The sequence below is a fragment of the Synechococcus sp. PCC 7335 genome (genome assembly GCF_000155595.1).
Lineage (GTDB): Bacteria > Cyanobacteriota > Cyanobacteriia > Phormidesmidales > Phormidesmidaceae > Phormidesmis.
In genome coordinates, this window is record NZ_DS989904.1 from 1,385,636 (window position 1) to 1,403,206 (window position 17,571).

At 49.0% G+C, this 17,571-nt stretch carries 16 protein-coding genes; 7 read left to right on the forward strand and 9 right to left on the reverse strand.

Annotated elements, in window-relative coordinates:
* The 4 genes from S7335_RS06195 to atpD all read right to left on the reverse strand — a co-directional run.
* Positions 1 to 548 (reverse strand): Uma2 family endonuclease (locus S7335_RS06195; protein ID WP_071776911.1); only part of this gene is annotated, 548 nt, incomplete at its 3' end.
* A 217-nt stretch (positions 549 to 765) separates the two neighbouring features.
* The gene (locus tag S7335_RS06200) at positions 766 to 1,665 is read right to left on the reverse strand and encodes a M48 family metalloprotease (protein WP_006455345.1); all 900 of its coding nucleotides are present in this window, start codon (positions 1,663 to 1,665) and stop codon (positions 766 to 768) included.
* A 222-nt stretch (positions 1,666 to 1,887) separates the two neighbouring features.
* A complete protein-coding gene (atpC, locus tag S7335_RS06205; protein WP_038015765.1) occupies positions 1,888 to 2,304 on the reverse strand; it encodes an ATP synthase F1 subunit epsilon in 417 nt (138 codons plus the stop codon).
* Positions 2,305 to 2,384: 80 nt separating this feature from the next.
* Complete coding sequence (atpD, locus tag S7335_RS06210) at positions 2,385 to 3,845, reverse strand: F0F1 ATP synthase subunit beta (protein WP_006454031.1); 1,461 nt, start codon at positions 3,843 to 3,845, stop codon at positions 2,385 to 2,387.
* A gap of 495 nt (positions 3,846 to 4,340) precedes the next feature.
* Here atpD and groES point away from each other — a divergent pair, with 495 nt between their 5' ends.
* The 4 genes from groES (at position 4,341) to S7335_RS06230 (ending at position 7,545) form a co-directional block, all read left to right on the forward strand.
* A complete protein-coding gene (gene groES / locus S7335_RS06215) occupies positions 4,341 to 4,655 on the forward strand; it encodes a co-chaperone GroES (protein ID WP_006456873.1) in 315 nt (104 codons plus the stop codon).
* A gap of 80 nt (positions 4,656 to 4,735) precedes the next feature.
* Positions 4,736 to 6,361 carry a chaperonin GroEL gene (groL, locus tag S7335_RS06220; RefSeq protein WP_038015768.1) on the forward strand — a complete coding sequence of 542 codons (1,626 nt, stop codon included), beginning with the start codon at positions 4,736 to 4,738 and terminating at the stop codon, positions 6,359 to 6,361.
* Between the two features lie 199 nt (positions 6,362 to 6,560).
* Positions 6,561 to 7,127 (forward strand): hypothetical protein, encoded by a 567-nt coding sequence (locus S7335_RS06225; RefSeq protein WP_006453625.1) that lies wholly within the window; start codon positions 6,561 to 6,563, stop codon positions 7,125 to 7,127.
* Positions 7,128 to 7,131: 4 nt separating this feature from the next.
* Positions 7,132 to 7,545: a DUF2358 domain-containing protein gene (locus S7335_RS06230; protein ID WP_006455385.1), complete on the forward strand. Its 414-nt coding sequence runs from the start codon at positions 7,132 to 7,134 to the stop codon at positions 7,543 to 7,545.
* Positions 7,546 to 7,618: 73 nt separating this feature from the next.
* Here the strand turns inward: S7335_RS06230 and nadB are convergent, their stop codons facing one another.
* The 4 genes from nadB to S7335_RS06250 all read right to left on the reverse strand — a co-directional run bounded on the left by nadB (position 7,619) and on the right by S7335_RS06250 (position 12,139).
* Complete coding sequence (nadB, locus tag S7335_RS06235) at positions 7,619 to 9,274, reverse strand: L-aspartate oxidase (protein WP_157620402.1); 1,656 nt, start codon at positions 9,272 to 9,274, stop codon at positions 7,619 to 7,621.
* Positions 9,275 to 9,464: 190 nt separating this feature from the next.
* Entirely contained in the window at positions 9,465 to 9,947 is a 483-nt protein-coding gene (gene psbU / locus S7335_RS06240; RefSeq protein WP_006455429.1) for a photosystem II complex extrinsic protein PsbU, read from the reverse strand.
* Positions 9,948 to 10,085: 138 nt separating this feature from the next.
* Positions 10,086 to 11,105 carry an adenylate/guanylate cyclase domain-containing protein gene (locus S7335_RS06245; RefSeq protein ID WP_038017258.1) on the reverse strand — a complete coding sequence of 340 codons (1,020 nt, stop codon included), beginning with the start codon at positions 11,103 to 11,105 and terminating at the stop codon, positions 10,086 to 10,088.
* 185 nt (positions 11,106 to 11,290) lie between these two features.
* Positions 11,291 to 12,139 (reverse strand): DUF3120 domain-containing protein, encoded by an 849-nt coding sequence (locus S7335_RS06250; RefSeq protein ID WP_006456499.1) that lies wholly within the window; start codon positions 12,137 to 12,139, stop codon positions 11,291 to 11,293.
* 600 nt (positions 12,140 to 12,739) lie between these two features.
* Between S7335_RS06250 and S7335_RS06255 the strand changes: the two genes are divergently transcribed.
* From S7335_RS06255 to S7335_RS06265, 3 genes are all read left to right on the forward strand, one after another.
* Positions 12,740 to 13,633: an undecaprenyl-diphosphate phosphatase gene (locus S7335_RS06255; protein WP_006453688.1), complete on the forward strand. Its 894-nt coding sequence runs from the start codon at positions 12,740 to 12,742 to the stop codon at positions 13,631 to 13,633.
* Between the two features lie 78 nt (positions 13,634 to 13,711).
* Positions 13,712 to 15,139, forward strand: coding sequence for a TIGR03279 family radical SAM protein (locus tag S7335_RS06260; RefSeq protein ID WP_006457262.1), 1,428 nt, complete (start codon positions 13,712 to 13,714; stop codon positions 15,137 to 15,139).
* A gap of 59 nt (positions 15,140 to 15,198) precedes the next feature.
* Positions 15,199 to 17,172 (forward strand): TolC family protein, encoded by a 1,974-nt coding sequence (locus tag S7335_RS06265; protein ID WP_198011353.1) that lies wholly within the window; start codon positions 15,199 to 15,201, stop codon positions 17,170 to 17,172.
* A gap of 62 nt (positions 17,173 to 17,234) precedes the next feature.
* Here the strand turns inward: S7335_RS06265 and S7335_RS06270 are convergent, their stop codons facing one another.
* Positions 17,235 to 17,531 carry a hypothetical protein gene (locus S7335_RS06270; RefSeq protein WP_006456652.1) on the reverse strand — a complete coding sequence of 99 codons (297 nt, stop codon included), beginning with the start codon at positions 17,529 to 17,531 and terminating at the stop codon, positions 17,235 to 17,237.
* Positions 17,532 to 17,571 lie beyond the last annotated feature (40 nt).

The window sequence follows — 17,571 nt, forward strand, 5'->3', positions numbered from 1 at the left end:
TTAGTCTGCATAGGTAAGTTGGGAATAACGACTGAATCAGTAGGCAGATATATCTGTTTGGAACGATACGCCCAGCTACCTTTAGGATTTTGATAGGGAGCTTTATAGCATTCTAAAACTGCATCTAAGAGGTTAAAGATCCAATAGTGAGCAATATCGTACTCCGCATAGAGCGAGAGCTTATTGCTTTGGTCGTAGGCTATTGATGAGTCTGAGACCTCAACTAACAGTAGGATATCCTCTGGCTGAGGATGGCCATCCATGTAGTCATCTATGCGATTGCGTACGATCACAAAGTCTGGTTCAGGTTCGCTGTGTATAGGTAGTAAGATAGGTGACTGACAGCGGATAGTGGCAGTATCGCCTATCTGTTTTAGTAATTCTCTGCACAAACGGGTGATACAAACTTCGTGCGCTACGCCTTTAGCTGCCATATAGACAATCTCACCTCGAATCAGCTCTACGCGGTTCTTCTCTTGGAAGAAGCCAAGCTCAGCTAGCTGATGATACTCCTCTAGACTGAATCGTTTGGCAGTAACTGGTGACATTGAACCCGAAAGGTGCAGAATAGTTGGATTATAGCGTTTGGTTATCGGGGTGATGTCTGGCTCTATCGCAAAATAAGCAGTACCGACTGATCAATCGGTAGGATATCTGCTCAGAGAGGGATAGCTACAGTAGGACTGCTTAGCCGGAAGCTGATTAGATACTGCGAGATTTGTGCAAGATTTGATGTGTTCTGCGGCTCTAACTCGCGTACCCTTGCTAAGCAGCGGGACTCATCGCCTTGGAGGTGTTCGCAGAGGGAGTTCCTTTTGCAATTGCTTTTAGCCGCTCGATTCTGTCCTCTGTCGGTGGATGAGTCAGGAAAAGCTTCATCAAGCCTTCTTTTGATAGCGGATTGACGATAAATAGGGGCGCAAAGGCTGGATTGCCGTGAATGGGAACTTTTTGACCTATTTCTTCTAGCTTTGTCAGGGCACGGACCAAGGCAAGAGGATTACCGGTAATTTCAGCGGCGCCTTCATCTGCGGCATATTCTCGGGTTCTAGAGATAGCCATGCGTAGTAGTCCAGCGCTGAAAGGGCCAATCACTAACAAAAATAAGATGGCTAGAGGATTGTTGCCTCGGCGTCCTATCCTAGCAATCGGAACGTATAGTGCGCCAATAGTTAAGATACGTCCGAGATAGGTTAATGAACCTGAAAGAGTACCCGCGACGGCCTGGGTGAGGGTGTCGCGATTGCGGACATGGGTGAGTTCGTGGGCAATCACAGCGTCTAGTTCGTCGGGTGGAAGCAGGTCGATAATGCCTTGGGTAAGCGCGATCGCAGCGTGCTCAGGATCGCGCCCAGTCGCGAACGCGTTTGGTGACTCCGATGGGAGAACATACAGTTTAGGATTTGGCAGCTCAGCGCGATCACATAGTTTTTCAATCCGTTCGTACAGCTCCGGTGCCTCTTCTCGTGCTATCGGCTGCGCCTTGAATGCAGATAGGGCTGCCTGATCAGAATAGTACCAAGAACCAAAGCTACTGAAAGCAGCAAACGCCAATCCATAATACAGACCCGTTTCATTGCCGACTAGCAGATAGCCTGCTAGCACGATTAAACCACTGAGCAACATCAGCAACAGCAGCGTTTTTAATTGATTGATTCGGACCATGGACTGACTTTTCTGACCTCTTGCGCTGGAGTTTATGGCGTTACTGCGCCTTGACTAGTTAAGCGCATAACCCCAAACGCACTTGTCCCCCGTAGGTGAGATCTCCCTTTTCACTCTAGCTACATCATCACTAGCACTAGCTAAGCGAACAGAAATCGCTGTAGAGTTAGCGCTAAGTTCTAAATCTACAGCGATTCACAAGGGATAGATTGTTCCAAATCTCTAGAGTTTACCACCTGCTGCTTGCAAGCGAGCGCGGGCTTTCTTCAGGGCTTGATTTGCTTTCAACGTGCCCTGACGATCTTCTACAGAAAGGCTGTTTGCCTTTTCTTGGGCTGCTGCATAAGCTTTCTCGGCTTCGGCTTGATCGATACTATCACCACGTTCTGCGCCGTTGACAAGGATAGTCACCTCATCCTCGTCGACTTCTGCAAAGCCGCCCATCAGCGCGATCGCAGTCCACTCTTTTGCCCCTTCCGCCGAACGCACTCGCAGCACACCCGTATCTAGCGCTGTTAGCAAAGGCGCGTGGCCGCCTAAAATGCCCAGCTGACCAGTTGTGCTTGGCAAAATCACTTCTTCAGCTTCGTCATCCCAGACCGTTTTATCAGGCGCAACCACACGCACGACTAAAGACATAGTTCTCTGTTGAATAATGTTGTTAAAGAAGGAAGCACCCCCACTTGAGAGGGGCATTGCTTCCTATTTGGATCAAGACGTTACTTAGCAGCGTCTTCTTTCATTTTCTCAGCGGCTTCGATCACCTCTTCAATGCCGCCCTTGAGGTAGAAAGCCTGCTCAGGAACGTCATCTAGCTCGCCGTCAAGAATCATGTTGAAACCCTTGATAGTATCTTCTAGCGTGACGTACTTACCAGACATACCCGTAAAGACTTCTGCAACAAAGAAAGGCTGAGAAAGGAATTTCTCTATCTTACGAGCGCGGGCTACTACCTGGCGGTCTTCTTCAGAAAGCTCATCAAGCCCCAGAATTGCAATGATGTCTTGCAGTTCCTTGTAGCGCTGTAGCGTGGACTGTACCGCCCGAGCTGTGCCGTAGTGCTCTTCGCCGACGATGTCTGGTTGAAGCATGGTGGAAGTAGAATCCAAGGGATCTACCGCCGGATAGATGCCTTTGGAGGCTAATGCCCGTGAAAGCGTGGTAGTCGCGTCTAGATGGGCAAAGGTCGTAGCCGGAGCAGGGTCGGTTAAGTCGTCCGCAGGCACGTATACCGCCTGAATAGAGGTGATAGAACCATCGGTTGTAGAGGCAATCCGCTCTTGCAAGTCACCCATGTCGGTTCCTAGCGTGGGCTGATAACCTACCGCAGAAGGCATTCGGCCTAGCAGTGCGGATACTTCAGAACCGGCCTGTACAAAGCGGAAGATGTTATCTACAAACAGCAATACATCTTGCTTGTTCACATCACGGAAGTACTCAGCCATTGTCAGCGCAGAGAGGGCTACGCGCATGCGAGCACCAGGCGGCTCATTCATTTGACCGTACACTAGAGCCACTTTCGATTGGCTAAGATCGTCGGCATTAATTACGCCAGACTCGATGAATTCGTTGTAGAGATCGTTCCCTTCACGAGTGCGCTCGCCAACGCCACCAAATACTGAAACACCGCTATGCTCTTTGGCAATGTTGTTGATTAGCTCTTGAATCAAAACAGTTTTGCCGACGCCAGCGCCGCCGAATAGCCCAACTTTTCCGCCGCGTCGATAAGGAGCCAGTAGGTCTACAACCTTGATACCAGTCTCAAATACAGCTGGCTTTGTCTCAAGGTCGACAAGCTCAGGCGCAGGTCTATGAATAGGTAGAGACGATTCGGCATCGACAGGACCTTTCTCGTCTACAGGTTCACCTAAAACATTGAAAATTCGTCCTAGCGTTGCTTTCCCAACCGGGACGTTGATAGGACTACCTAAATCCTCAGCTTCCATGCCGCGTACGAGTCCATCGGTAGAACTCATCGAGACCGCACGAACCTGAGAGTCACCCAGTAGCTGCTGCACTTCACAAGTAACCGTAACTTCCTGCCCAGCAGGATTTGTGCCCGTGACTTTAATCGCGTTATAAATCTTTGGAAGTTCGCCATTGGGGAACTTAACGTCTAAAACTGGGCCAATAATCTGAGTGATGTAGCCAGTGTTTGTTTTCTCTGCGGTGGAGACCATTCTGTGCGCCTGTCCTACGTTTTAGCTGATACCGCGCCTAGTTACGATCTAACCAAAGTAACTCCAAATGTAACTTCTTAATAAGATCAACTCGCGCCATACTCAAGATTATCACTAGATGTCAGGCTTTAAAAAATATGAAGTGTGAATGATGAATGACGAATTTACGCAGAGTGTAAGTTCTACTCAGCCATAGGAGCGGACTTATAGAAGCGCTTGCTCTTGTGCCTAGAACTTCGCTATTGGTCTTTATCTTATTGGTCGTTCTCTTAGTTCGGTAACCCGCACCGTCTGTCCCGTTGCATTCATCTCCTCTATTTCGATAGATTAGCACTCGACAGCAGAGAGTGCTAACTCTTGCTTTTAACTTTTGATAGGGCCCTAGCGAAGATCGCAACTGATTACTTTGCTGGGCTTTAATCGTGCCGGCATTAGCATGATTTGCTGAGCCGGGACAAGCACAACATTATTTTGATTCACAGCGGAGAAGTCACAATGGCAGCTATCTCTTTAGGTAAAGCAACACTCAAGCCCTTGGGCGATCGCGTATTCGTCAAAGTCAGCGAGTCGGCAGAGCAGACTGCTGGCGGTATCATTTTGCCTGATGCGGCTAAGGAAAAGCCTCAGGTTGGCGAAATTACAGCCGTTGGCCCTGGCAAAGTAGACGAGAGCGGTAGCCGCCAGTCCATGGATGTGAGCGTAGGTGATAAGGTGCTCTATTCCAAATACGCGGGTACCGAAATCAAGATGGAAGGCGGTGAGTACATTTTGCTTTCTGAAAAAGACATTTTAGCTACTGTTACTTATTAGTTATTTGCCTAGCTAGTTGGTTTCCCCACAGCTACTGGTTCATCTTGTTTTTTCACTAACACTCTTCCCTATCTATAACTATGGCAAAACGCATCATCTATAACGAAAATGCCCGACGCGCTCTAGAGCGTGGGATGGACATTTTGTCTGAAGCGGTGGCAGTCACCCTCGGTCCTAAAGGCCGTAACGTCGTACTTGAAAAGAAATTTGGCTCTCCTCAAATTGTCAACGACGGTGTGACTATCGCCAAAGAAATTGAGCTTGAAGATAACGTCGAAAACACTGGCGTCTCGTTGATTCGTCAGGCAGCGTCTAAGACTAACGACTCTGCGGGTGACGGCACGACAACTGCGACTGTACTAGCTCACGCGATTGTTAAAGAAGGCTTGCGCAACGTAGCGGCAGGTGCAAACGCGATCGCCCTCAAGCGCGGCGTTGATAAAGCGACGGCTTATCTCGTCGATAAGATTGCTGAGCAGGCACAGCCAGTGGGTGATTCGAATGCGATCGCCCAGGTGGGTTCTATCTCTGCGGGTAACGATGAAGAAGTCGGTCAAATGATCGCCAACGCTATGGAGAAAGTAGGCCGCGAAGGCGTTATCTCCTTAGAAGAAGGCAAATCGATGTTCACCGAACTCGAGATTACCGAAGGGATGCGCTTTGACAAAGGCTATATCTCGCCTTACTTCGTGACTGACCCCGAACGGATGGAAGCGGCTTTTGATGAGCCCTATATCTTGATCACTGACAAGAAGATTGCCCTTGTACAAGATCTTGTGCCTGTGCTTGAGCAAGTTGCTCGTGGCGGCCGTCCTTTGCTGATCATCTCCGAGGATATCGAGAAAGAAGCGCTAGCTACTTTAGTGGTCAACCGTTTGCGTGGTGTGTTGAATGTAGCTGCGGTCAAAGCACCCGGTTTTGGCGATCGCCGCAAAGCCATGCTTGAAGATATTGCTATTCTCACAGGCGGTACCCTGATTACCGAGGACGCTGGGCTTAAAATTGACACGACCACTCTCGAGCAGCTTGGCTCGGCTCGCCGCGTCACTATCACCAAAGACAGCACAACTTTGGTCGCTGAAGGCAACGAGGCTGCTGTGAAGAGTCGCTGCGATCAGATTCGCCGCCAGATTGACGAGTCTGAATCTAGCTATGACACTGAGAAGCTACAAGAGCGCTTGGCTAAGCTCTCTGGTGGTGTCGCCGTGATCAAAGTCGGGGCTGCAACCGAGACCGAGATGAAAGACCGCAAGCTTCGCCTTGAAGATGCGATCAATGCAACCAAAGCTGCTGTTGAAGAAGGTATCGTTCCTGGCGGCGGCACGACGCTAGCGCACCTTTCTCCTGGTCTAGAGTCCTGGGCGACTTCTAACTTAGAGGGTGAAGAGCTAGTTGGTGCAATGATTGTGACTCGTGCGTTGACTTCACCGCTGAAGCGAATCGCTGAGAACGCCGGTCAAAACGGTGCAGTGATTGCTGAGCGGGTCAAAGAGAAAGACGCCAATGTTGGCTACAACGCGGCGACCAATGAGTTCGTCAGCATGCTAGAAGCTGGTATTGTCGATCCTGCAAAAGTTACCCGTTCTGCTTTGCAAAACGCGGCTTCTATCGCAGCGATGGTGCTAACTACAGAGTGCATTGTCGTTGACAAGCCTGAAGACGATAAAGCTCCATCAGGTGGTGGTATGGGTGATTTTGATTACTAAGTCGAAATCGGTCGAGCCAGTAGAAAAGTAAAGGAATTTAGCTAGACTAATCTCCTTTTACCAATTCTAGAACCAGGCGGTCTATCTTTTGATGGGCCGCCTTTTGTGATGACGATGCTAGGTTTTAAACAGGCAGAGCTTCTTTTCAAGAACCTTCTGTACGACTTTCCTAAATGATGAAGCTCTTCCCATTTGTGATATGACGCCTGATGACCTGACTGATGCACTGACCGCTAGATTTGGCAAGGCCGCTCAGTATGCGCCCCCGGATGCTTGGCAAGTAGAAACGGAGGAGATGCGGCTGATTGCGATCGCAAATCCGCCGCTTCTAAAGCTCATGACACCAATCATGCCAATTGCGGAGGCTCAGTCATTCATCACTCAAATGCTAGAGGCTAACTTCGATCAGACTCGAGAGGCCCGCTACGCTTTTCATCAGAACGTCGTTTGGGGCGTTTCTCAATTTGATTTTGAGTCCTTGACTCCGCCGTTGCTAGCACGAGCTATTGATCAACTAACCAAAATGAAATCGCAAGGCGCAGAGATTTTTTTCTCTCGTTTAATGGAAGCCCAAATTACTCAGATTATTACTGCCGCTAAACTTCAAGGCCAGTCTCTAGAAGACACAATCAGGACCTTAGACCGCTTCTACTCAGAAGGGGTGATGGGTGAGATGGGCGAGCAAGATTATCAGAATAAGGCAATGACGGCTTGGCGAGCACAGCTAGAGAGGCTTTGGCCTACTGTCGATGTTGATCGGGCGTAGCACTATGAAGATCGTGAAGCAACTAACGAAGCAACAGATCATTGAACAGCTAAAGCAAGACTACGAGAGGTTCCCAAAAGACCAGTCCTATGGTCTCTACGCTGAAGATGTAAAGTTTAAAGACCCAATGAACAAGTTTGAAGGAGTTGAGCTGTTTCGCCGAATGATTGGCTTTATCGACTGGTTCTTTGGGGATGTGCAAATGGATCTGCACAGTATCGAAGCGTCTGCGCCCTCTCTAATTGAGCTGCGGTGGACGCTTAATATGAATCCCCCCGTTCCCTGGTCTTCGAGACTCCATATCCCTGGACGCACGGAGTTATGGCTAAGCGAGCAGAATCTTATTGAGTCGCATGTGGACTATTGGAGTTGCTCACGGTTAGATGTGTTAAAGCAGGTGTTCAAAACAGAAGCTTAATGAGTATAGGGCATCTCGCAACTGTGGTTGTGAGTCGGTACGAGAGTTAAGCCATCGAGTTAGGCTCTTCGCGCTAGCTATAGCTTTTGCCAAGCCTCTGCAGTCTTATCTGATCGCCTTCTATCACTGTATGACCTAACCACTGTTCATCTTGAGCAGGATGATCGCGGCGATAATGACCGCCTCGACTTTCTGTGCGGAAGTTAGCGCTTCTAAGAATGAGCGCTGCGATCGCTAGCAAGTTTCTTACCTCTCCCCAAAGCCTAACTTTTCCGGCACTAACTGAGGGTAGTCTCACAGTTTCTCCAGGCTCGAAGTTCAAATCTTTGCTGATAGAAAGCTGGTCAAATTGCTGCTGCCATTGAGTAATCTGTGCGATCGCCTCTTCCATCAAGGCTTGCTCTCGGCTAATCCCTGAATGGCTCCAAATTAGCTGAGGAATCTCTTCGCGCCATCGAATCAACTGCTTTTGCGAGCTATCATCGACCACAACCATCTTAGCCTTTGCTCTCTCAGCGTTAGTAGCGATAGGAATCGCCGCTTTGTCAGCTAACCGGATACTCCTAAGCTGCGCTCCATACACTAAACACTCCAACAGAGAATTGCTCGCTAGCCTGTTTGCTCCATGAACACCCGTACTAGCGTTCTCTCCCACCGCGTACAAATTCGCGATGGTTGTTTCACTACTAAGTCCAGCAACAATTCCCCCCATCCAGTAGTGTGCTGCTGGAGAGACGGGAATCGGTTGATTGAATAAGTCAACCCCCCACTGTTTGCAAACGCGAATAATATTAGGAAAGCGATACTGAATTCGTTCTGGCTCGATAGGGCTAAGGTCTAAGTAGACAACTTCCGTACCCCTATTTTTCTGCAAGTGAGAGAAGATTGCTCGACTGACTACATCACGTGGGGCCAGCTCCCCATCTGGATGATAGTCAAAAGCAAATCGATATCCTTCGCTATCTAGTAGATGTGCGCCTTCACCTCTGACTGCTTCACTGATCAAAAAGTGCGGCGCTTCTGCTTTTGTAAGTGCAGTTGGATGAAACTGAAAGAATTCTAGATCTCTAACACTTGCCCCTGCTCGCCAAGCCATGGCCACCCCATCTCCTGTACTAGCTTCAGGATTAGTCGTTTGTGAAAAAACCTGGCCACCGCCGCCTGTTGCCAGCACAACCGCCTGCGCTGGTAGCCAGCGGATATCCGATGCTCCTTCTCTGTTGATTTGGGAAAGACAAACTCCTTTGCAGACACCTGCTTCTATCCACAGATCTAATGCGAAAGATTGATCAAAGACTTGTATATTCTTTTGACTTAGTACTCGCTGGGCCAGCGTTAGGACGATTGCGTGTCCGGTCGTATCTGCTGCGTGCAAAACTCGTTTGCGAGAATGCGCAGCTTCTAGCGTCATCGCTAGTTGCTGTCCGCTACGGTCGAAAGCCACACCTAGATCAACCAAAGAATTTATACATTGCCGAGCTTCCTCGACGAGTAGCTCTACCGCCTCAGGCTCACAGAGCCCAGCGCCTGCTCTTAGCGTGTCATCGATGTGTAAGGTAGTTGAATCATCAGGTGCGATCGCGGCCGCAATTCCACCTTGGGCCCAGTCACTTGCTGATAGCGCCAGTGTGTCTTTAGTCAGCAGGCCTACCTTAAGATGCGTTGGCAGACACAGCGCTGAATAAAGCCCAGCAGCACCACCGCCTACAACCAATACATCGAAGCCCATTGTCTTGGAAGAAATTGCCAACAAAAAACGCTCTCATAAGTGGCAGCTGAGTGGCAGCTCGAGCTGTCTTACTCTATCAGTCACAATACTTCAAAAGGCAAAGCCTTCAGCCGAAGTTGGCTAAAGGCTTCAAAGGGATGGTTCAGTGGTAAGAGATAGCTCTGACTATAGTTAGTCCATCACCTAGGCGTTACTTATAGACACCGTTGTTGAATCGATCTGCACCCTCTACCAGAGCAGGAACCGGATCAGAGATTGTAAAGATGTCCATATTCTTCTGAAGACGATCTTTCTCAACTTCTCTCAGACCAGGAATATCCAAGATGTCCTCTATAGAATCATAAGGTGCGTTAGAAACCACCTTGCCTGCAATGGTTGGATATAAACCGCGGTGCTTGCGAAAAGCAGCAATATTAGTGTTGTTCACGTCAATTTTACTGCCGTATGCGGTAGCTAGTTTGTCGTCTACAGTGTTACGCAAGTCCTTTCCACCGGCGTTGGCTAGTAGCGTGATGCCGTTAATTTGGCCGTTGGCAAAAAAGGCTGTATTGCTGTTGGAAGGCGATGCCATAGCTGACAGCGAAGATCCAGAGAGCATGAAGCCCTGGACAATCATCAGTGTGATACCGAAGACAAGCCATCTACCCAATGCTTTTCTGATTGCTAGTTTCATCCGCTCAAAACCTCGTTTTAAATATACTCTCAGCAGCTTTACTATGAGGATATCATTTTTGCGCGGATCTCTAGAGAGACACTGTCTTCTAATAGCCATCTAATGCCCTATATAGCCAGTCCCTTATGAACTAGTGCTCTATATGGCCACTGATTCTTCGTAGCTGGGCTCATGGCTAGCAATGAAGCTTTCTAGATCGCAAAAGGCGCAACCGTAAGTGACTACCCTCTGCTCATATCCCTTTAGCTCGGTGGCATAACGTTTAAAGGTTTCTTCGTTAACGCCTATTTGCGCTAGTGCTTGATAGGTCGTCTCACCCACCGATAGATCTAGGCCCAAGTGCTTAGTCGAACTCTCAAATCGAAAAGCCGCATTCACCGTATCGCCTAGGGGGGTGTAGTCGGGGCGATCGCGGCTACCTGCATTCCCGACCATGGCATAGCCAGTGTTGAGTCCAGCTCCAATGCGCAGAGGCAAGGGCAAGGAAAATTCTTTATGGAGCTGCATTGTCATCTGATTAAGTTCGCTGATGGCTTTGGCAATTTGCAATATGGACTCCGGTGTCACCTCTTGGGTGCCATGAATCCAGACCGCCATCACCGCATCGCCAATATACTTATCAACCCAGCTATCATGCTTGCCAAGGATTTCTCCGGCGTAACGAAACCAAGTGCCAATTACTGCAGATAAGACTTTCTCGTCAAGCCGACGGGCCATAACGGTGTAGTCGCGAATGTCGATGACTAGTACCGAAATTAACTTGCGAATGTGAAGAGTAGCGGTGGCACTATGGTCCTGAACTTGTTTGTCATCGCAATCTAGATCCGGTTTGGCGATCGGACAGTAGAAATTGAGTTCAGTTTGTCCGAAGGTGATTGCATCGCCATCGCGCAAGGTAACTGGCACACTTACGCGGCGACCATTGAGAAAGGTCCCGTTACGACTCCCTAAGTCGATGAGATAAAACTCACCCGTTTCCATGTATTGCAGCATGGCATGGTTACGCGAGATCCAGCGATCGCACAGCACAAAGTGATTGTCCTCACTACGACCCACTGTCCAGCACTGATTGCCAGCTAATAGCATCGGCCGCTGCTTGCAGTCTTTTTTCAGGACTAAGTAGGGCCCAATCTCGGTGGTAGGCTTAGAAGTTGCCACAGCTACCAATAAATAACTTTTCTTTGAAGACACACGAGCTGATAGGAAAATCTATCCAACCCCGGTCACTCGAGCCCCAGTCACTTAAGACCTAGTCACTTAAGACCTAGTCACTTGAGCCATGGTTGTTCGGGGTTTGACTACCTAGGCTTTGGTCACTTAAGCAAGTCACTTAGGCATATCACTTAGGCAAAAATAGCAGCCACAAAAAATAGGCTATCTACCAAGATAGTACTTAGCACCGCACCACTGAAAGCCCACCACTTAGTGCTATTCGATCTTAACGGTATAGTCCCTAGCATGACTAATAGAGACAACAGCACAATCGCGCTGCCTACCCCCTGGTAGGTTCCCATCCGCATCAGGGCGCTGTGTAGAATCCTGCCTGCTTGGTCAGGTGGATTTACCATGAGCGCTCGCCAGTAAGGAATTAGACCTACGCAATAGAAGTATAGGTCTGTGATCGCTGTACCCAGGAGCGAACCCAAGTAAAAATAGTTGCCGATTTTTGCTTTTCCGTAGCGCAACAGAATCAGCACCATCGGCAGACCTAAAGCCTCTATGGGCAGATGGACATATGGGTCCCACCGAAACCAGCCCCAATAGACCGCTCCGGCTAACCAGGTCCAACTAAACCCAATCATCAAGTCTCCCCAAAGCTGGGTATTGTCTTTTTGTAGTAGCTTCCAGCCTATGAATAGCCAGATAGCACTCATCAGTAAGCTGACTTGCGGAACTAAGCGAACTAGGGGGGCTTGAACAAAAACCGGAACGGCGACTAAAAAGGCGGCAGCCGTAAAAGCCTGAACGCGAGTGCGACTAAAAAGGCTAGCAATTCTATACCGTAGCTGGCTGCCCGCTCGACTAGCCGTAGGCAGACTAGCTGTAGGTAGTGGTCTGCGTAGCGACACAACAGAATCATCGTCACTCTTGCTCAGCCGGTTGCTTAATGAGCTGTTGACGCTACTTTTATTAGAAATCTGCAAAGTCTCAATATCCTTGACTTGTGGCGTGATTGTTTGGAGAACTTGCAAGGCTTTTCTGAGATTGATTAACCATTCTTAACATAGCACGATTTATCCTAGGCTGTGGCTATGCTGCTGTGCTCCAAAATTAGGGTTGTCTTAAGTCAAAGGTTCTATAGCAGTCTGTAGTCGGCGTTTAGTATTCTTGGTGGCTACTCTCAATGACTACAATCTTCGCCAAATGAAGCTAATTGCTACACGTATGTATTTTATCTCTGTAGAGCTTAGCGGTGAAGCAGTGAAGTTGCCCGTTAACTTAATGCACTCTTTACAGAGTTCTTTCAAAATCCTCCGATTGGGGGAACGCTTAGTAGTTATAGAATATCGCCGTGACTACTAGCCGTGACTACGTGACTACTAGTAGGAGGACGTACTTGAAACGATGGCTTGGGTCATTTGGTTTTGGCATTAGCTTTGGCATTAGCTGTAGGAGCTTTCGATTGCCCTAATGAACGTCTTATCAAGGGGTCCAAGCTAGCGTATGTGCGAGATTCAAGCTAGCGTATCTCAGCGCCCTATCTAGACAGGTATCGCGAGATAAGTCTTGATTAAGCGCTGAAAGTTCGAGCGTCAAAAGTAGACAAAATAGATTGCAGGTTGAAATCATACATGCTGATACCAGGAATGCTGCTCTGGATGATGACGGCCTCGGGAGCCACTGACCAATCAATGACGCTGATTCGAGCTGTTGTGATTGGGATTGTCCAAGGGCTAACAGAATTTTTGCCGATTAGCAGTACAGCTCATGTAAAAGTCGTGCCGGTTGTGCTCGGCTGGGGCGATCCGGGGGTATCGTTTACGGCAGTGATTCAGCTGGGCAGCGTTGCCGCGATTCTTTGGTACTTTTGGAACGATCTGTCTATGGTGACAGTGAATTTTCTCAAGGCGCTGTTGGCAAAGCGCTTTGGCTCGCTTGAGTTTCGATTGGGTTTAGGTATTCTGCTAGGAACGTTGCCAATCGTGGTAGTGGGCCTGTATCTAAAGCTGTTTGTCCCTGGCTACGAGGATTCAATCGTGCGTTCGACATCAGCGATCGCCATCACCTCAATTGTAATGGCGATCTTGCTGGCGATCGCAGAACTACTGGGTAAGCGCAGGCGTGATTTTGGCAAGCTAGGGCTCTTTGATGGTTTGCTTGTGGGCATTGCTCAAGCCTTTGCGCTGGTTCCTGGGGCCTCTCGCTCTGGTTCTACGCTGACGGCTGGGCTGTTCATTGGTCTCAAGCGGGAAACGGCGGCTAGATTTTCTTTCTTATTAGGAATGCCAGCAATACTACTATCAGGGCTAGTGTCTATCACAGATGTTGTCGGCGCTGATAGTGCCGTTGCCTTAGTGCCTTTATTAGGGGGCTTAGCAGCGGCGGTAGTATCGTCTTATCTAGCGATCGCCTGGCTAATTGATTTTTTAAAAAAGCACAGTACTTGGGTCTTCGTCTGGTACCGTCTTGCGTTTGGTGCGGTGATTTTGATTGCGATCGCGCTTGGAAGATTGGAGAATATATAGCTCAAGGCTGTATACACTGACACCATATGGAAATGGAACTGGCACCATTGATAAAACGATATTTGTTCGCTACCGCCTATGAAAACCACCACTCTTTCCCCTGCTAAAGTCACCAGCGTGGTCTCAGGCTCGATTGCTGAAGAGATTGGATTTGAAGCGGGCGATCGGCTGGTCTCTGTGAACGGGCAGCGCCCTAGAGACTTGATCGACTACCGATTTTTGTGCGCTGATGAAGTTTTAAACTTGGAAGTGATAGACGCAAAAGGCGTCTCGCATCAGATCGAAATCGAAAAGGATTTTGATGAGGAGCTTGGTTTAGAGTTTGAGACAGCGCTATTTGATGGACTCATTCAGTGTGTCAATCGCTGTCCGTTTTGCTTTATCGATCAGCAGCCACCTGGAAAAAGAGAGACGCTGTATCTAAAAGACGATGACTACCGACTGAGCTTTCTATATGGCAGCTATCTGACACTGACTAACATTCCACCTGCCGAGTGGGATCGGATTGCTCAGCTGCGCCTGTCTCCTCTCTATGTTTCGGTGCATGCGACTGAACCGGAAGTGCGATCGCGTTTGCTCAAAAATGACAGAGCCGCTCAGATTCTAGATCACATCCGCTGGTTCCAATCGCACCGGCTGCAGATTCATGCCCAGGTCGTTGTTTGCCCTGGGATTAACGACGGTCCCCATCTAGAAAGAACCCTAAAAGATCTCGCCGCTTTTCATACAGGCGATGTCCCTACGGTCATTTCTGCTGCTGTTGTTCCGGTCGGGCTTACCCGCTTTCGCCCAGACCAAGATGAACTAGTTCCAGTGACGACTGCCAAAGCGCAGGAAGTGATCGATCAAGTTACGGCTATCCAGGCCGATTTCCAAGCCAAGCTAGGGACTACTTTTGCTTGGCTAGCCGATGAGTGGTTTCTGATGGGACGGCGATCGCTGCCTCCTGAACATCACTATGAGTCTTATCCGCAAATTGGTAATGGAGTAGGTTCTATTCGATTGTTTCTTAAAGAGTTTGATCAGCTTGCTCAAAAGTTACCGGCAAAGGTCACTCCGCCGCGTAAGGTTACCTGGGTGGTTGGTAACGCTGTTGAGCATGCCTTTGCGCCGTTGGTTGATCGCTTAAATCAGGTCGATGGTCTGAGTGTGGATATGGTGGCTATCAACAGTGACTATTGGGGGCAAGAAATCACCGTAACAGGGCTACTGACTGGCCAGGATGTCGCTAGGCACTTGAGTCGAAGAGCCCTAGGCGATTATGTTCTGCTGCCTACCGTGATGCTCAAACAAGGCGATAGCCAGCGCCCAGAAGACACTTACTTTCTCGACGATATGTCCCTACTGAGCTTAGAAAATGAACTAAACTGTTCAGTATTATCCGTTGCAAGTCTATCAGAACTCATAGATGCCTGCTGTGGATCTACTCCTAGCTATATGCCTTTGAGTAGGGTGGCTATGTCGGCTAAGCTTAACCAGGTCATCGATCCCCACTTATTGAATTAGTTAGTTTTATGCGCTATCTCCAATCAGCTGCATTCTTCTTGTTAGCAGCCAGTAGTTCGATGTCTTTTCTACCTAAAGCTGCTATTGCTGCCTCGGAAGAAACGCCTACGAATAATGATTCGCGGCTAGAAGATCAGCCTCAAGATGCCACAGTAGGTAATTCGCTCGGGCTCGCTCCGCGCGCACTGTCTGAGTCCTCTGCGAGCGAGAACGTTACACTCACTGCTCAGCCTACTGCTGGCACAGTCCAGAGTGATATAGTACCGAGTAGCATAGTACCGAGCATAGAGCCTGCTGCCCCAAAATTTTCCAAGCTCCGCGATCGCCTGCTCGGAGACTCCGCTCAGCCGCTGCCTATAGAAGTACGCAATCGACGACAGGCCATAGAATCAGAGCTTTCTACTCAGACTCGCTGGGCTCAATCTGCTGAAAGTAGTGATCTAGAAATCAAGTCATTAGCCAAGCTAGACACTAGGCTAGAAGCTGGCGCGAGCTTTTCAGAAGCGGTTGCTCAGGCGAACACTACCTCTGAGATCGAAGCTGATGAAGATGGTAATGGTCTGCCTACTTTGGAGTCACCCATTCCAAGGCCCCCCCTGATCATTGAGTCCATCCCAGCGCCCCCTCCCACAACCCCAGATTCTGAGACGGAGACACCCTCAGAGATACTAGATTCGGAGACTCTAGACTCAGAACTCGGTGCGCCCTCAGAGGCATCAGGCCGTGAAATCGACGTAGTCCCTGACAGCTTAACTGCCGATCCTAATCCACTAACTTTTCCAACTACAACAGAAGAAGTCTCAATCGAAGAAACGCAAGTTATCACCTTAGAACAGGCTGTAGAGCTGGCCTATCGTAATAACCAGTCGCTTCAGGCAGCTTTACTGAGCCTAGAGCAGGCCACTGCTGCAGTTAGAGAAGCAAGAGCCGCTCTTTTGCCTGGTATAGACGTCACTGCCAATGCCATCACTCAAGAAAGTACTCGTGCAGATTTTTTGGAAGAACCAAGCGGCATAGATACGCTAGTCAGCGGCTCAACTGAAATTAATTACGATGTCTTTACTGGCGGCGCGCGCCGTGCCAGCATCCGAGCCGCAGAACTCCAAGAGGAAATTAGTACGCTGGCTGTAGAAGTTCAACAGGAGGATATCCGGCTGACTACTGCCAATGCCTATTACGATCTGCAAGATGCGGGTGAACAAATTCGGATCAACCAGTCTTTCCTAGAAGAAGCCGCCCGTAACCTTCGCGATTCTAGACTTAGACAGGAAGTGGGCGTAGGTACTCGGTTTGATACCTTGCGCGCCGAAGTTCAGTTTGCCAATGCGCGCCAAGCGGTGATTCAAGCTCAAAGTCAAGAGCGGATCAATCGCCGGGCGATCGCTCAGGTGCTCAACTTGCCCCCAACTGCTACTATTGCCACGACCCCAGTAGCCGTCGCAGAAAACTGGCCCTTAGACTTAGAAGAAAGTATTGTACTAGCCTTTCAAAACCGCGCCGAACTAGAGCAGCAGCTATACCAAGCCGATCTTAGCGACGAGCAGCGAAAAATTGCGCTAGCGGCAATTAGACCTTCTGTTCAGCTATTCGCAAACTACAGCGCACAGACGTTTATTAATGATAACGATGGCGTCACAGATGCCTATTCTTTTGGTGCTCGCTTTGTCTGGAATCCCTTCGACGGTGGGGCAGCGCGTGCTAGTGCTAGACAGCAGGAAATTGCTAGTCAAATTGCTGAAGAACAGTTCAGCTCGAACCTAGACGAAGTTCGATTTGACGTAGAGCAAGCTTTCTTTAATTTGCAGGCTAACCAAGAGAACATTGCTACTTCAGAAGTCGCTGTTGTGCAAGCAGAAGAAGCCTTGGCACTAGCTAACTTGCGACTACAAGCGGGTGTAGGCACTCAGCTAGACGTCCTAAGTGCTCAGAGCGAGCTGACAGAGGCTGAAGCTAACAACGTGGCGGCCATTTTGGGCTATAACCGGGCTTTAGTCGCGATAGAACGCGCAATTAGTAACGTCAGCGCACTCTAGCTCGGCTCAGGTGACTACTTCTATTTTTCCCCAAGCCACTTCTGCTAGCCAGCGACTGGGCGCTAAATGTCAGTGAACACTTTCTCCTGACATAGCCGGTCGATGACTTGCTCTGCCGTGAGTAATCTTTTGAGAACAACTTGACCGATAGCGGGCGCTGTGGCCTCCTTTGGTTTCACTTCGATCATCAATATTGATTCTTCTACCTGATAGAGCCGCAGGTTGTCGCCATCTTCTTGAATATAGAGTGATTGACGACTGACATAGGGTTTCCGCTTCCAGGCAAGTTCGTTCCAAAGACCGCCAAACTCCCAAACTCTACCAGTCGTCCAATTTTCAGAAAGGAAAAAATATTTCACAGCGTCCTTATCAAAAAGTAGTTATCTGCTCAAATGCATT

Bases quoted from the DNA above. Each gene is read 5' to 3' on its own strand.
- S7335_RS06200 (WP_006455345.1), bottom strand. From the start codon at position 1,665: ATGGTCCGAATCAATCAATTAAAAACGCTGCTGTTGCTGATGTTGCTC.
- atpC (WP_038015765.1), bottom strand. From the start codon at position 2,304: ATGTCTTTAGTCGTGCGTGTGGTTGCGCCTGATAAAACGGTCTGGGAT.
- atpD (WP_006454031.1), bottom strand. From the start codon at position 3,845: ATGGTCTCCACCGCAGAGAAAACAAACACTGGCTACATCACTCAGATT.
- groES (WP_006456873.1), top strand. From the start codon at position 4,341: ATGGCAGCTATCTCTTTAGGTAAAGCAACACTCAAGCCCTTGGGCGAT.
- groL (WP_038015768.1), top strand. From the start codon at position 4,736: ATGGCAAAACGCATCATCTATAACGAAAATGCCCGACGCGCTCTAGAG.
- S7335_RS06225 (WP_006453625.1), top strand. From the start codon at position 6,561: ATGACGCCTGATGACCTGACTGATGCACTGACCGCTAGATTTGGCAAG.
- S7335_RS06230 (WP_006455385.1), top strand. From the start codon at position 7,132: ATGAAGATCGTGAAGCAACTAACGAAGCAACAGATCATTGAACAGCTA.
- nadB (WP_157620402.1), bottom strand. From the start codon at position 9,274: ATGGGCTTCGATGTATTGGTTGTAGGCGGTGGTGCTGCTGGGCTTTAT.
- psbU (WP_006455429.1), bottom strand. From the start codon at position 9,947: ATGAAACTAGCAATCAGAAAAGCATTGGGTAGATGGCTTGTCTTCGGT.
- S7335_RS06255 (WP_006453688.1), top strand. From the start codon at position 12,740: ATGCTGATACCAGGAATGCTGCTCTGGATGATGACGGCCTCGGGAGCC.
- S7335_RS06260 (WP_006457262.1), top strand. From the start codon at position 13,712: ATGAAAACCACCACTCTTTCCCCTGCTAAAGTCACCAGCGTGGTCTCA.
- S7335_RS06265 (WP_198011353.1), top strand. From the start codon at position 15,199: ATGTCTTTTCTACCTAAAGCTGCTATTGCTGCCTCGGAAGAAACGCCT.